This window comes from Bradyrhizobium sp. LTSP885 (assembly GCF_000938305.1).
Classification (GTDB): domain Bacteria; phylum Pseudomonadota; class Alphaproteobacteria; order Rhizobiales; family Xanthobacteraceae; genus Bradyrhizobium.
Map to the genome: position 1 here is coordinate 101392 of NZ_JYMT01000010.1, position 11818 is coordinate 113209.

Consider the following 11818-nt stretch of genomic DNA (forward strand, 5'->3'; position numbering starts at 1 on the left):
ATGGATACCGATCAACTCATTCAGACGCTGGCCGCCGACAATGAGAACCGAGCGCGCCCGGTTGGTTTTGCGCTGATGCTGGCGCTGCTCGCCGCGGCCCCGGTCTCGCTGTTGATCTTCTTCGCCGAACTTGGCGTGCGTCCGGACGTCATGACCGCGATGCATAATCCGTTCTTCGACCTGAAGTTTGCGGTGACGCTGGCGCTGGCGATCTCTGCGACCGCGGTCAGCCTGCATCTGTCGCGGCCGGAAACCTCGCTGCGCGGCTTTGGCTGGTGGCTGTTGATCCCGGCCGGCATCCTCGTTGCCGGCATCAGCGGCGAGATGATGATGCCGCAGCGCGCGCCAATGATGACGCGACTGGTCGGTAGTAATTCGAAGGCCTGCATGGCCGCGATCCCCGCGATCTCGCTGCCGCTGCTGGCAGGTGCGCTGTACGGGCTGCGGCAGGGGGCACCGGCGCGGCCGGCGATCGCCGGCGCGGTCGCCGGCATGATGTCGGCGGGATTGGCCGCGACGCTGTACGCGTCGCACTGCACCGATGATTCACCGCTGTTCGTGGCGACCTGGTACACGATCGCGACCGCGCTGGTCACGGCGATCGGCGCGCTCATGGGAGCGCGGGTGCTTCGATATTGAATTGCAGATCGTGGCCCGGATGTTATGCCGCGGGCGCGGACTGCTGCATGCGGTGGAAGCGCAAGACCTGCTGCGCGGTCGAGGGCCGCAGGCGCTCATAGGTCTCCTTGCAAGCCTGCAAGTCGGTCGGTTCGGCGCCAGAAATCTCGTCGCGCAGATGGATGATGGCCCGCACGGTGGACCATGACAGGCCCGACACCTTGGCAAGGATCATCACGCCCTCGGCGCGGGTTTCGATCATCATGTTCTCGGCGATGCCCACTGTGACACTGGCGAGCGCGGCGAGCGAGGCGTTGGTCTCGTCGAACTTGCCGGCCTCGGCAAACGCCGCGAGCTGGAATTCGTCGAGCCGGCCGTCGTCATAGAGCGACTTGACCAAGGCATGCGCGATCGCGGTGTCGGGGGCAACAGCGCCGGGAGCTGAGCGCGCGCGTCGTGTCGCTTCCTTCACCGCAATCGGAATTTCCTTGGCCTGCTGCGGTATAGCGGCCTCGAGCCGTTGCCGTACGGTGTCGGAGGCCTTCGCAACCAGCTTGAGATAGAGATGCCGCGGAATGTTCGGGCGCAAGCCGACGCAGGTCGACAGATTGTCATCACCCTCGGCGCGGCTGACCAGGCGGGTGAAGCCGCGTTCGGTGAACTCCGCGCCGGGATTGTTGACCGTGCTCTGGATTACCTCGTCATTGCCGCGCAGCACCAGCACGTCGGTGACGGCGCCGCTCAGTGCCTTTCTGGTCGAAATGGCCAAAAGGTGCGCCTGGCTCTTGCTGCGCGCCGTCTCGATCAGGGCATCGTCGTCGAGCCGGGCCGACCGTGCGAGCACGGGGCCGGCAACCTCGATCAGGTCGTCGAAGGCCAGCGTACGGATCGTCCGCGGCGGCGCGCTGTCGATCGGCGCGAGCCGGTTGGCGAGCAGCGCCTTCGCCGAGCTTTCGATGTGTTCGAGCAGACACTGGAAAACGTCGTCGAACAGCCCGATCTGCTCGTCCGAATAGTCCACCGAGCCGTTGATGAAGAGATCGGTCACACGGCGCAGCGTCTCGACGCGACGCGCCACTGTGCCGTGGGCGAGCGTTGTCTGCAATTCGTCGAGCAGACTTTCGGGGGCGGTCGCGGACTTCGAACTCATGACTCTATCCTGGAGCGTCAAATAAAGGCGGCGACGGTTTCTCCGGCGCCGGATATGGAAATGGGTTGGTCAGGCGCCGGCGATGCGATTGCGTCCCCGGGCCTTGGCTGCGTAGAGCGCGCGGTCGGCGCGGGCGAGCAATGTATCGGAGGTCTCGTTCTGACGCAGCGTTGCGACGCCTGCGGAGATCGTCACCTGCATGCCGGGCGAGAACGCGCTCCAGTCGAGATCGGCAATGATCGCGCGGAGCCGCTCGAGCGCGCGCGTGGCGTCGTCCTGGGACAGGTCGGGCAGCACCAGCAGGAATTCCTCGCCGCCGTAGCGGCCAAAGCGGTCGATGCTGCGGATATTGGCGAACATGCTGATGGCGAAGGTTCGCAGCGCCTCGTCGCCGATCGGATGGCCGTAGAGGTCGTTGATGCGCTTGAAATGGTCGAGGTCGATCAGCGCGATCGCGCAGGAGCTGCCGTTGCGCGCGCAGCGCGTGATCTCTTCCTCGAGCATGCGCATGATGCAGCGGCGATTGAAGGCGCCGGTCAGGTCGTCGAGTTCGGCGAGTTCCTCGATGCGCCGGTAGGCTTCCTTCAGCTTCACCCCGCTCTGATAGAGCGATTGCTGCATCGAGCTCGAGAAGATGCCGAGGAACATGCAGCGTCCGATGGTCAGTGCGAACACCAGCATGGTGGCAAAGCGGTCGATCATCGTGCCGGTCGGCATTCCGATCGGCTTGTCGGTCCACAGAAACAGCGCTGCGAGGCCAAGCACCATCACGGTCCAGATGATGGAGGTCTGGCGCGCCGAGGTGCGGAGCGCGCCGAAGCCGAACACCACGAACAAATTGCAGAGAAACAATATCCCGACTTCCGGCGCGAGATAGGCGAACACGAGGAGGTTCACCATGTTGACGGCGGATTGCGCTGCGACCAGGTAGTGGTCGCGGAAGCGCTCGTGGAAGCCAAGCTCGGAGAGCAGCACGTAGACCGCCACCAGAGTGAGGCCGGCCAGGGCATAGCCGGTCGCGACTGAAACCGACGTGGTGCCGACATGGGCGTAGATCAGCAGCACGACGGCATCGAGCACGAAGCAACTGCCGATCATCGACTGGATCTGGCGGCGCTGCTTGGCGCGGCGCGCCAGGCGCTCGGCCGTCAGCTTGGGACGGCCGCCTTCCAGTGCGCCCGCGATCGGGCCGAGAAATGACGATGCAGCGCTGCCCATGGTCTTCGCCATTGGTGGAACCGGGCAAAAATCTACGTGGGAAAGCCTTTAGGTTTGGTATCTTTTGGAACCGAATCTGCTCCGTTAAAATCCGGTCAGCACCCTTGTTTCTTAAGGGAAATCCGTTAGTCCGAGGTGCCGGGCGCGGGTGTGCCGAAGCACTGCGTGGCGCGGGTTCACCACGTGGGTACTGGCTTGCCGGTGAAGCCTTGCTATGGTCGCACAGCATTGCGCGGCATCAGAGAAAGTGTTCATTACCATGATACCGTTTTCTGGGCCTCGATCGTCTCCGTGGGTTGCTCCGCGGCCCGATGATCGACTGTGGCCTAGATCACACATGCGGTCAGGACATTGCCGTAATGTGAAGAATCTTGCCTCTCGCGTCGAACCGCGCGCCATTCCCCTCCGACCAACCTTGCGAGACGGCCATTGAGCGCGACACAGGCGGCTTCAGATGACGTTCTGATCGCCCGGATCGCTCAAGGCGACCGGCTTGCCATGCAGGTGCTGTACGGACGGCACCATGTCAGGGTATTTCGTTTCGGGCTTCGGCTCGTGCGCAATGAGCAGGTCGCGGAAGACCTCATCAGTGAAGTCTTCCTCGATGTGTGGCGTCAGGCGGGCAAGTTCGAGGGACGATCCGCCGTTTCGACCTGGCTTTTGGCGATTACCCGTTTCAAGGCGTTGTCTGCGCTGCGGCGCAGGAAGGATGCCGAACTGGATGATGAGGCCGCGAACGCGATCGAGGATACGTCCGACGATCCGGAAACGGTGGTGCAGAAGAAGGATACCGGTGAAGCGCTGCGTAAGTGCCTGACGGCGCTATCGGCGGACCATCGGGAAATCGTCGATCTTGTCTACTATCACGAGAAATCCGTGGAAGAAGTTGCCGAGATCGTCGGCATCCCGGAGAATACCGTGAAGACGCGCCTGTTCTACGCACGCAAGAAACTTGCCGAGCTGCTGAAGGCAGCTGGCATCGAGCGAGGTTGGCCATGATGGCAGCGAACAAGAAAATGCTGGATCAAGAGCCCAGCGAGATCGAGATGCTGTTGCCGTGGCACGCGGCTGGCACGCTGAACGCGCGCGACGCGCGCCGTGTCGAGGACGCGCTCGCACGCGATCCGGAGCTGGCGAAGCAGTTTGCCGTCATCCGCGAGGAATTGGGCGAGACCATTCATCTCAACGAGAGCCTGGGTGCACCCTCGGCGCGCGCCATGCAGAAGCTGTTCGCGGCGATCGATGCCGAACCCGAACGCAAGCCGGCGATGTCGGCGCGCATCTGGAGCGGAATCTCGGAGTTTTTCGCAAAGTTGTCGCCGCGCACGCTGGCCTGGTCGGCCAGTCTCGGCGCGATCGCGCTGCTGTTGCAGGCGGGCGTGATCGGCGCGGTGCTGATGGGGAGCCAGCCGGCCTCGTTCCAGACCGCCTCGCTCGATACAGCCGATCGCAACACGCCGCTGACCCGTGATCTCGGTGGCACGGCTGCCGCGCCACCGCGCATGCTGGTGCGCTTTGCGCCGGACGCCAAGATCGCCGACATTACCGCGCTGCTCGACACCTATCAGGCCTCGATCGTCGATGGCGCCAAGGGCGGCCTGTTCCGGCTGCAGTTCGGCAGCCGCGCGATGGGCAAGAACGACGTCGCAGCGTTGATCGCCAGATTGCAGAAAGAGAAGATCGTCAGCCTCGCGGTCGAAACGCCGTAAGCTACGGTTGGCGGTTCTGCGTCGCGTTGAGGACACGATGAACCGTGATGACCTGAGCTGGAAGAGCACCGCGGTGGCTGTCGCCATTGCGGTATTGCCATTGGTATGTCTGGCCGATTCAGCGGCGGATGCACAAAGCTTCATGCGCTCGCCGACGCTGCGTGTCGAGCCGCGCGTCTCGATCGGGCCGCGGATCAATCCGAACATCGCGGGGAGGGTGGGCGCCAACGCGGCCGGCAGGGTCGGCACCAATGTCGCGGGCAGGGTGAACGCCAACGCTGTGGGCAGGGTGGGCGGCACCATGGCCGCGCGCACGACGCCATCGGTCCCCCCCGTCACGACTACATCGAGGATCGCGGTCTCGCGGCTGGCCACCGGCTCCGCGCTGTCCTATGCGCGCTATTCGCCCAATCTCTATCCCGCCTGCGACTATGCCTATCGTGGCCGCGACGGCGAATGCGCCGACGACCCGGTCGCCCTGGTCGACGGCGGCAGCGGCAAGGGCGCCGCAGGGAAGGGCGTGACCGGTCCTGGCGGCGGCGTGCAGGCTGCGCTCGACCGGCGAGCTGTGCCGAACGAACTCGTGGCCGAAATCGACGGCGCATTGACGGATGCTCAGGCTGACGAGCTCGCGCAACGCCACGGCCTGATCCGGATCGCGTCGCAGAATTTTTCGCTGCTCGGTGCGACGATCGGCCTGTTCCGCGTCGCCGGCAATCGGCCGGTGGACGTGGTGAGCCGCGAGTTTGCCGGCGACGGCAGCGTCCGCTCGGTGCAGCCGAACTATCGCTACCTGCTGCAGGATCAGCAGGCGGTTCCAAGCGAGGGCGATCCGGCGCAATACGCGCTCGCACAGCTGCGCTTGCCGCAGGCGCACACGCTGGCCCACGGGATGAACGTGACGGTTGCCGTCATCGACTCCGGCATCGATGCCAGCCATCCGGAACTGGCCAATACGATCTCGGATACGTTCGACGCGCTTGGCAGCAAGGAAGGGCCGCATCTTCATGGCACCGGTATCGCGGGCGCGATCGCGGCGCATGCCAAGCTGATGGGGAGCGCGCCGGAGGTCCGGATCCTGGCGATCCGTGCGTTCGGTGCGGTTGCGAGCGGCGCCCAGAGCACGTCTTTTGTGATCCTCAGGAGTCTCGACTACGCGGCGTTGCATGGCGCGCAGATCGTGAACATGAGTTTTGCCGGACCAAAGGACGCGCTGATCGCGCGCGGTGTTGCCGCGGCCGCGGCCAAGGGCATCGTGCTGATCGCTGCCGCCGGCAATGCGGGTGCGAAATCCCCGCCGCTCTATCCGGCAGCCAATCCGGATGTGATCGCGGTCAGCGGCACCGACGCCAGGGACAAGCTGTTCACGGCGTCGAACCGCGGCGACTACATTGCGTTGGCGGCGCCGGGCGTCGACATTCTGCTGCCCGCGCCCGACGGCAAATATCAGATGGCGTCGGGCACCTCTTTCTCCGCGGCCTTCGTCAGCGGCATTGCCGCCCTGGTGCTGGAACGCAATCCTGCGGCGAAGCCGAGCGAGGTGCGCGCAATCCTGACGAGCACCGCCCGTGACCTCGGCGCGCCCGGCCGCGACGATCTGTTCGGGGCGGGCGAGGCGGATGCCTTCGCCGCCGTCACGGCGGCGATCAAGGCGCCCGCCGTTCCCGTTGCGACCGTCTCGGACAAGCCGTCGCAGCCGCCGAAGGCTCCCGACAGCAATAACACTTCCGTGAGCCGCGCGTTGATCGATGCGGCGCCGTCGATGGCGTCCGACAAATCCGCGGCAAACGACGCAAATCGCCCCGCTGCGCAATGATTTTCGGCGGCGGACGCCCGCCAATGGCGCAGCGAAACCGGGATCGGAAAAGTTAAAAAAATCGCCGGGAGTTTGAACGTCCGCAGCCCCTATCACGACTTATGTGTGTGGGAGCGGTTTACCCTCCCCGACGGCTATATTCGGCGCGAGCGCCCATCCACCCCAAGCGCCCATATGGCTTAGACCCGTCCGGTTGTCCCCCCGGGCGGGTCTTTCATTTTGGGCGAGCCTTGTGTGACGGCTGGGCCCGGCGCGGTGCGCAATCCCCAATCTGGCAGGCTGCCGGCGGTGACGAGATCCGCGCAGCGGGCGGGCCCAGCGACCAATTTATGTGGATCGTTCAGGGGCGGCTCGTTGGAAAGCGCGATGCATCGTCAGCATGCAAGTGGACGGCTTGACTGTGGATATCGTGAGAAACCCCGTAGTGAAGCGGGTTTTCTTCACCGCCCGTCGCCAATTAAGAATTTAGTTAGACTTTATTTACCTTTTCCACAGAATATCTCCGTCACGTCCAGTTGATTCGGTTCGGTTGCGTCTGCGTCCGTCTCTCTCCCTGCGGGCAGTTAAATGACACATCGGACCGACGTGGCCAGAGGCCAGGAGATCGTTGCGCGCTGGTGCAACCTTGCCGAGCAACGGCTGGAACATCTCACCGAGCTGTTCGAAACCGGCCGTTGGCGCCGCTATCACAGCGAAGAAGCCTTTCTCGAAAACATCAGGGAAGCCACGGCGGCGGTCGACACCTGGCGCGAACTGCTGTCGCGCGAAGCCTCGCTCGACAATTCACCGATCGATTTGTCCTGGCTCGGTCGCGGGCGATCGAAACTGTCGCCATGCGAAGTCTCGCCGGTGCGCGAGCGCCAGCCGGAGGCGGCGGCGTTGGCTCAATCCACCATGATGGCCATGACGGCAGCGCTGGAGACGGCCGCCGCCGTGCTCGAGGAAACGCCCGCTGTGACCGATGCGCCGCCGCTCGAGATGCCCGCGCCGGTGCTTGATCTCAACGCGATCCAGGCGCGCTATCCGCTGTTGCGCAACTCGCTCTAGACGCGCAGGTCAGCGCCGCACAGCGTTCGCACCGATCATCAGCTGCGCAAATTGCTGGGCGCCGCCGGCCGACAGGTCGGTGGTCACAGGGCGGGCGTGATCGAGCCCGACCACCGCCCCGCGCGGGGTCTCCGAGATCATGTTGTTGTTGATCAGCGCGGTTCCGGCGCCCGGCACCACCGAGACGCCGATGCCGACAAACGCGTTGCGGATCACGTTTCCCGATATCGCGACGTCACGCAGATACTTGCCCCATCCGGCGACGATGCCGAATGACGGGGCGTTCTCGATCACATTGCCGGTGACGGCCGTATCAGCCTCGACATAAATGCCGATGCCGGCATCGTCGTCAGGCGCGGTGCCGATCGGGCGCTTCGGGACGAGGTTGCGGATGATATTGCCCTGGACCACCGCGATGCGGCCGCCTTCGTTGAAATTGCACACGGAGACGCCGACCGCAGCGCCGTCGACCGTGTTGTTGGCGATGACCGCAGCCTCGAAGGCGAACTCCGAATAGAGCGCGACCTCGCGGACATTGCTGACGCTGTTGTCCGTGATGTGGATGTTGGAGGCGGAATTGCCGCGTACCGCGGAATAGTCGCAGTTCCTGATGCGGTTGCCGCGCACGATGACGTTGCCGGCGCGGAAGGCGTTGATGGCGTTGCCGTACTGCCCGGAGCCGCCGGGGCCGGCCTTGATATCCTCGATGCGATTGTCGGCCACGATGGAGCCGTCGTCGCCAACAGCGGTGCGCAGGATCTCGATGCCGTTGTCGTTGGTGCCCTTGATGGTGTTGCGCGAGACGATCAGGCCCAGCGCATCGAACGACACCAGCGCGGTGGCCGCGATGTCGGTGAAGATGTTGTTGCTGACGTCGCCGGATATCTGCTCGAACCAGATGCCGCTGCCGCCGCTACCGGTGAATTCGCAATCGGTGATGCGGATGTCGCGGCCGGACAGGCAGTGCACCAGGCCGCGCCGGGTCGGCAACGGGATGTTGCCGCCATCAAGCATGAGGCCGGTAAGCCCGATGCCGCCGGCACCTTCGCCCGACAGCATCGACAAACCGCCGTTGAACGCGAGCTTGCTCGCGCCGCGCACGCCGATCAGCTGGCTGCCGGGGGCAAGACGCAGCAGGCCGGTGCGGTAGATTCCGGGCGGGAACACCAGCGGCACCTGCGCGCGGGCAGCCTCGTCGATCGCGCGCTGCAAATTCCGGCTTTGATCGTCAGGGCTGCCGGCGCGAACGCCATATTGCGTGACGTCGCGTCCGAGCGACCCGACCGATGGCGCCGCGCGCGCCGCGTCGGGCGACATCGCCAGCGCGCCGGCGACGCCGACGGCGGATGCTCCGATCAGATGGCGGCGGTTGACGTCCATGGCATAGCCCTCGCTGAAGGCGCGAGAGGTGACCTTCATGCCCGATAGGTAACGCGAAATGCGGCGCTGCTTGGTGAACACGCCGACGCAGCCGGGCGTTTGTTGGCGGTAGGGTTAATCTTGGGTACAGCAGGTCAGCGCGCGTCGTTTACGAGAGGTGGCCTGCCTCGTAACTGCGGGTGATGGTGACGGAACTCCCGGCCGCAGGCGCGCGCCGCCAAAATATCGAAAACAACCCCATGCAAAGTAGCGGGCGGCTGCCGGCGTTCGACAAGGCAACTTGACACGTCGGGCAACTCAGCGATATTCTTCCAGTATTCCGAAATCGTGTACTCACGCGCTAGAGGCCGCGCCGCTATGCGGTGACGCGGATGCGCAGCCTCTCGCTCACCTCAGCATCTCCGCGATCTGTTCGGCGGCGACCGCGGGCGAGATGCGGCCGTCGGCGACCTCGGTTTCCATCTTCTTCACCTTGGCGCGGATCGCAGGCTCCGCGCGCAGGCGCGCCATCATCCGTTGCTCCAGCATCGACCACATCCACTTCACCTGCTGCTCGCGGCGGCGGCTCGCGAACTCGCCGGAGGCGTTCATCGCGGTGCGGTGGTCGAGGATTTTCTGCCAGATCCTGTCGAGCCCAATGCCCGCCAGCGCCGAATAGGTCTCGACCGGCGGATGCCAGTGCTCGGAGCGCGGGGAGAGGATATGCAGCGCGCTGCGATAATCGGCCGCTGCGAGATTGGCGCGCTTGATATTGTCGCCGTCGGCCTTGTTGATCGCGATCATGTCGGCGAGCTCGACCAGGCCCTTCTTGATGCCCTGCAGCTCGTCGCCGGCGCCCGGCAGCATCAGTGCGAGGAAGAAATCGGTCATGTCGCAGACCGCGGTCTCGGATTGGCCGATACCGACGGTCTCGACCAGCACCACGTCGAAGCCGGCCGCCTCGCACAACAGCATCGCCTCGCGGGTTTTGGCTGCGACGCCGCCAAGCGTGCCTGATGATGGCGAGGGACGGATGAAGGCCTGATCGGAGATCGCGAGCCGCGCCATCCGCGTCTTGTCGCCGAGGATCGAGCCGCCGGTGCGCGCCGAGGAGGGATCGACCGCCAGCACTGCGACCTTGTGGCCGCGCTCGATCAGGAACATGCCGAGCGCATCGATCGTGGTCGACTTACCGACGCCCGGCGAGCCGGTGATGCCGACCCGCACCGCTTTGCCGGTGTCGGGCAACAGCGCCTGCACCAGCTCGCGCGCCGCCGCCTGATGGTCGCCACGCCTGCTCTCGACCAGCGTAATCGCCCGCGCCAGCGCCGCGCGGCCGCCGGCACGGAGCTCGTGGGCGAGGGCACGGATGTCGGGGGAGGCAGTCTTCGGCGCGGTCATGGCCTTGGTTTACAACGGCGGCCGGTTGCAGGCGAGAGGCCAGCGCGCCGTCATCCTATGTCGCATGCGCAATCGGGAATCGGGTGGGTGTCCCCGACCACATCCGACAGGATCAGGGCTCGCGTTCCGCCGCCAGTGGCGGACCACTTTTTCCGGAGCCTGCCGTGACCCGCGCCTATTACAGCACCGTCCTCGACCATCCGCTCGATACCGTGTGGTCGCTGATCCGCGACTTCAACAATTACCCGGCCTATATCGAGGGCGTCTCCGAGAGCGTGATCGAGGACGACAGGCGCGGCGACGAGGTCGGCGCGGTCAGGCGGTTTTGCTATCTCGGCAACTGGGTGCGGCAACGGCTGGCCGGGCACTCCGATCAGCAGCATTCGCTGACCTATGCCGGCATCGAGCCGCTGCCGTTTCCGCCCGATCTGATCCCCGACACGCCGCAGCCGACGCATTACGAGGGAACGATGCGCCTGCTGCCGGTCGTCGAAGGCGATCGCACCTTCATCGAGTGGTCGGTCAAGCTCGACACCGCGCCGGGCGACGCCGATCGCTGGCACACGCTGTTTCAGTCCTGGATCCCGGACTGGACCAACTCGCTGGTCCGGACGCTGGCGCGCCGCGAGGCCGACGGCCGCTGAGACCGGCTTTCTTGTTTTGACGCGTTTTCTTCACGCGAACCGGTGTCCACTTCGCTCGAAAACGCTCTAGTCCGCGTCAGCCTTCGGCTGCGCGCCGCCGAAGATCTTCGTGCCTTGCGGCGTCAGATACGGCTTCAGCGTCTGCCACGGCACGAAAGCGACGTACTGGCCTTCGGCATAGGGGCCGACGGCATAGGGCGGATAGTGGAAGGTCAGGCCGGAGCTCTTGCCCGCTTCCGTCGACGGCGTCAGCGTGACGGCGCCGATCTTGAGCAGGGTCGGCTTCAGGTCCTTGTACCACTCGGCGCTTGCGGTCTCGCCGGCGTCGCGCTCCTTCTTCTCGGCGTTCAGCGAGGTGATGACGGCCTGCAACATCGCCTTCATGGTCGGACCGTCGTCGGCGGTCTCGGTGAAGAAGGGGCGGATGCTGGTGCGCTTCTTCTCTGTTGTATCCCACAGGATGGTGTTGACGTCGGAGTTCGGATGCGCGCCGCGGTTGTCCATGTCGTCGTCGCGCCGGATACTGACATAGCGGCCGTCGACGACCGAGTGGACAGCGTATCTGCGTTCGAACGACCAGCCGCCATCCTTGAAGGACTGCGGATCTTCTTTGCGCGAGGTCGCGGCCTCGGCGGCATTCTTGTCGATCCACTTCTTGCCTTCGGCCAGGCAATCGGCAGCCAAGGCCGCATCCGCCTTGACCTTGTCGTCGAGATAGACGTTGGCCTCGACGCTCTTGTTCTTGATCGAAGCATCGGGCTTGGGATCGGCGGCGAGCGCAGGCAGGCCGAGGCAAGCAAGTATGCCGGCAAGGCCCATGATGCGGGCAGGCGTTCGGAAGCGAGCGGCGCGCATA

11 protein-coding genes are annotated in these 11818 nt (G+C 64.9%); 6 read left to right on the forward strand and 5 right to left on the reverse strand.

What is annotated here, in order from left to right; genetic code table 11:
- Positions 1 to 639 (forward strand): NrsF family protein, encoded by a 639-nt coding sequence (locus UP09_RS06760; protein ID WP_044537302.1) that lies wholly within the window; start codon positions 1 to 3, stop codon positions 637 to 639.
- Between the two features lie 22 nt (positions 640 to 661).
- Here UP09_RS06760 and UP09_RS06765 read toward each other — a convergent pair whose 3' ends face one another.
- Both UP09_RS06765 and UP09_RS06770 read right to left on the reverse strand, forming a co-directional pair.
- Positions 662 to 1768, reverse strand: a complete 1107-nt coding sequence (locus UP09_RS06765) for a DUF2336 domain-containing protein (protein ID WP_044537303.1) — start codon at positions 1766 to 1768, stop codon at positions 662 to 664.
- Between the two features lie 69 nt (positions 1769 to 1837).
- On the reverse strand, positions 1838 to 2986 hold the full coding sequence (locus UP09_RS06770) for a GGDEF domain-containing protein (RefSeq protein ID WP_044537412.1): 1149 nt from the start codon (positions 2984 to 2986) through the stop codon (positions 1838 to 1840).
- A 429-nt stretch (positions 2987 to 3415) separates the two neighbouring features.
- Here UP09_RS06770 and UP09_RS06775 point away from each other — a divergent pair, with 429 nt between their 5' ends.
- From UP09_RS06775 to UP09_RS06790, 4 genes are all read left to right on the forward strand, one after another.
- On the forward strand, positions 3416 to 3985 hold the full coding sequence (locus UP09_RS06775; RefSeq protein ID WP_044537304.1) for a sigma-70 family RNA polymerase sigma factor: 570 nt from the start codon (positions 3416 to 3418) through the stop codon (positions 3983 to 3985).
- A complete protein-coding gene (locus UP09_RS06780; RefSeq protein ID WP_044537305.1) occupies positions 3982 to 4695 on the forward strand; it encodes a hypothetical protein in 714 nt (237 codons plus the stop codon). Before UP09_RS06775 ends, UP09_RS06780 begins: the two co-directional genes overlap by 4 nt.
- Before the next feature lie 37 nt (positions 4696 to 4732).
- Positions 4733 to 6511 (forward strand): S8 family serine peptidase, encoded by a 1779-nt coding sequence (locus tag UP09_RS06785; RefSeq protein WP_044537413.1) that lies wholly within the window; start codon positions 4733 to 4735, stop codon positions 6509 to 6511.
- Between the two features lie 567 nt (positions 6512 to 7078).
- A complete protein-coding gene (locus UP09_RS06790) occupies positions 7079 to 7558 on the forward strand; it encodes a TIGR03809 family protein (RefSeq protein WP_044537306.1) in 480 nt (159 codons plus the stop codon).
- Positions 7559 to 7567: 9 nt separating this feature from the next.
- Here UP09_RS06790 and UP09_RS06795 read toward each other — a convergent pair whose 3' ends face one another.
- Together UP09_RS06795 and meaB are read right to left on the reverse strand one after the other, a co-directional pair.
- On the reverse strand, positions 7568 to 8938 hold the full coding sequence (locus UP09_RS06795) for a TIGR03808 family TAT-translocated repetitive protein (RefSeq protein WP_044537414.1): 1371 nt from the start codon (positions 8936 to 8938) through the stop codon (positions 7568 to 7570).
- Between the two features lie 387 nt (positions 8939 to 9325).
- Positions 9326 to 10318: a methylmalonyl Co-A mutase-associated GTPase MeaB gene (gene meaB / locus UP09_RS06800; RefSeq protein ID WP_044537307.1), complete on the reverse strand. Its 993-nt coding sequence runs from the start codon at positions 10316 to 10318 to the stop codon at positions 9326 to 9328.
- A gap of 164 nt (positions 10319 to 10482) precedes the next feature.
- On the opposite strand from meaB, the gene UP09_RS06805 reads away from it, so the two are divergent.
- Positions 10483 to 10962 (forward strand): SRPBCC family protein, encoded by a 480-nt coding sequence (locus UP09_RS06805; protein WP_044537415.1) that lies wholly within the window; start codon positions 10483 to 10485, stop codon positions 10960 to 10962.
- A gap of 66 nt (positions 10963 to 11028) precedes the next feature.
- On the opposite strand, the gene UP09_RS06810 is transcribed toward UP09_RS06805, so the two are convergent.
- Positions 11029 to 11817 (reverse strand): RsiV family protein, encoded by a 789-nt coding sequence (locus UP09_RS06810; RefSeq protein WP_197082623.1) that lies wholly within the window; start codon positions 11815 to 11817, stop codon positions 11029 to 11031.
- Between the last annotated feature and the right edge of the window lies 1 nt (position 11818).

Excerpts from the sequence above, each read along its gene's own strand:
- UP09_RS06760 (WP_044537302.1), top strand. The coding sequence starts at position 1 with ATGGATACCGATCAACTCATTCAGACGCTGGCCGCCGACAATGAGAAC.
- UP09_RS06795 (WP_044537414.1), bottom strand. The coding sequence starts at position 8,938 with ATGGACGTCAACCGCCGCCATCTGATCGGAGCATCCGCCGTCGGCGTC.
- UP09_RS06785 (WP_044537413.1), top strand. The coding sequence starts at position 4,733 with ATGAACCGTGATGACCTGAGCTGGAAGAGCACCGCGGTGGCTGTCGCC.
- UP09_RS06780 (WP_044537305.1), top strand. The coding sequence starts at position 3,982 with ATGATGGCAGCGAACAAGAAAATGCTGGATCAAGAGCCCAGCGAGATC.
- meaB (WP_044537307.1), bottom strand. The coding sequence starts at position 10,318 with ATGACCGCGCCGAAGACTGCCTCCCCCGACATCCGTGCCCTCGCCCAC.
- UP09_RS06790 (WP_044537306.1), top strand. The coding sequence starts at position 7,079 with ATGACACATCGGACCGACGTGGCCAGAGGCCAGGAGATCGTTGCGCGC.
- UP09_RS06770 (WP_044537412.1), bottom strand. The coding sequence starts at position 2,986 with ATGGGCAGCGCTGCATCGTCATTTCTCGGCCCGATCGCGGGCGCACTG.
- UP09_RS06765 (WP_044537303.1), bottom strand. The coding sequence starts at position 1,768 with ATGAGTTCGAAGTCCGCGACCGCCCCCGAAAGTCTGCTCGACGAATTG.
- UP09_RS06810 (WP_197082623.1), bottom strand. The coding sequence starts at position 11,817 with ATGCGCGCCGCTCGCTTCCGAACGCCTGCCCGCATCATGGGCCTTGCC.